We start from the raw sequence: 1,729 nt of genomic DNA, 5'->3' as shown, positions 1-1,729 counted from the left end.
ATAGGCCGAATACGTCGCCCCGCCCGTCTCCGCAAGCACCTTCGTGATCGCCGCCGTCAGCGACGTCTTGCCATGGTCTACGTGACCAATCGTCCCGATGTTGCAGTGCGGCTTGTTCCGCTCAAACTTCTCTTTGGCCATATCGGCGCTCCATCCTTCAGGAACTGACTTCGATCAACTGGTTAGGCGAGCTTTGCCCGGACTTCGTCGGACACCGCTTGCGGCACCTGCTCGTAATGGTCGAACTGCATCGTGTACTGGGCACGGCCCTGGCTCATCGAACGCAGCGTATTCACGTAACCGAACATATTGGCGAGCGGCACGTTGGCATGGATCACCTGCGCGATGCCGCGCTGTTCCGTACCGCTGATCTGACCGCGACGGCTGTTCAGGTCGCCGATCACGTCGCCCATATATTCTTCCGGCGTCACAACCTCGACCTTCATGATCGGTTCGAGGAGCTTCACGCCCGCCTGCTGCGCACCTTCACGGAAGGCAGCGCGCGCGGCAATTTCGAAGGCCATCACGCTCGAGTCGACGTCGTGGTAGGCACCATCGATCAAGGTTGCCTTGAAGTCGATCATCGGGAAGCCGGCGAGCGGACCTGAGTCCTTCACGCTCTCGACACCCTTCTGAACGCCGGGCACATATTCTTTCGGCACGGAACCGCCGACGACCTTGCTTTCGAACTGGAAGCCCGAACCCGGCTCGCCCGGCTCGAACACGATCTTGACGCGGGCGAACTGGCCCGAACCGCCGGTCTGCTTCTTGTGCGTGTAGTCGATCTCGGCGCGCTTGGTGAGCGTTTCGCGGTAAGCCACCTGCGGGGCACCCACATTCGCTTCGACCTTGAATTCGCGGCGCATGCGGTCGACGAGAATGTCGAGATGAAGTTCGCCCATGCCCTTGATGACGGTCTGGCCGGATTCCTGATCGACCGACACGCGGAAAGACGGATCTTCCTGCGCGAGACGATTGAGCGCGATGCCCATCTTCTCCTGGTCGGCTTTCGTCTTCGGCTCCACCGCAACCTCGATGACGGGCTCCGGAAATTCCATCCGCTCGAGAATGATCGGCTTCAGCGGATCGCAAAGCGTGTCGCCGGTCGTGGTGTTCTTCAGGCCCGCCACGGCGACGATGTCGCCCGCATAGGCTTCCTTGATGTCTTCGCGATGGTTCGCATGCATCTGAAGCATGCGGCCGATACGCTCGCGATTGTCCTTGGTCGAGTTCAGGACGCCCGTGCCGGTCGTCATGACGCCCGAATAGATGCGGCAGAAAGTCAGCGAGCCGACGAAGGGGTCGTTCATGATCTTGAAGGCGAGAACCGCGAGCGGCTCCTCGTCGGAAGACCCGCGCGTATCCGTCTCTTCGGTCTTCGGATCGATGCCCTGCATGCGCTCGACTTCGAGCGGCGACGGCAGGTAGTCGACGACGGCGTCGAGCATGGGCTGCACGCCCTTGTTCTTGAATGCGCTGCCGCAAAGAACTGGAACGAACTTGCGGGCAATCGTGCCCTTGCGGATGAGCTTCTTGAGGGTCGTCTCGTCGGGCTCGTTGCCGTCGAGATAGGCCTCCATCACCGTGTCGTCCATCTCCACAGCGAGCTCGACGAGCTTCGCGTGATATTCGTCCGCCTGCTCCTTGAGCTCCGGACGAATGTCGCGGTACTCGAATTCCGCACCGAGCGACTCATCCTTCCAGATGATTTCCTGCATCTTCAACAGGT

Annotated in this window: 2 protein-coding genes; both read right to left on the bottom strand. The window is 60.7% G+C overall.

Annotated features, from left to right (window positions below; all coding sequences use genetic code 11):
* A partial coding sequence (locus Q8S60_RS05425) for a GTP-binding protein (protein ID WP_304735124.1) occupies positions 1–141 on the bottom strand: 141 nt, incomplete at its 3' end.
* Positions 142–182: 41 nt separating this feature from the next.
* Positions 183–1,729: elongation factor G (fusA, locus tag Q8S60_RS05420; protein ID WP_305668404.1), on the bottom strand; the 1,547-nt coding region annotated here is incomplete at its 5' end.

Source organism: Parvibaculum sp., from assembly GCF_030694575.1.
Lineage (GTDB): Bacteria > Pseudomonadota > Alphaproteobacteria > Parvibaculales > Parvibaculaceae > Parvibaculum.
This window is presented reverse-complemented; position numbering and strand designations above follow the sequence as displayed.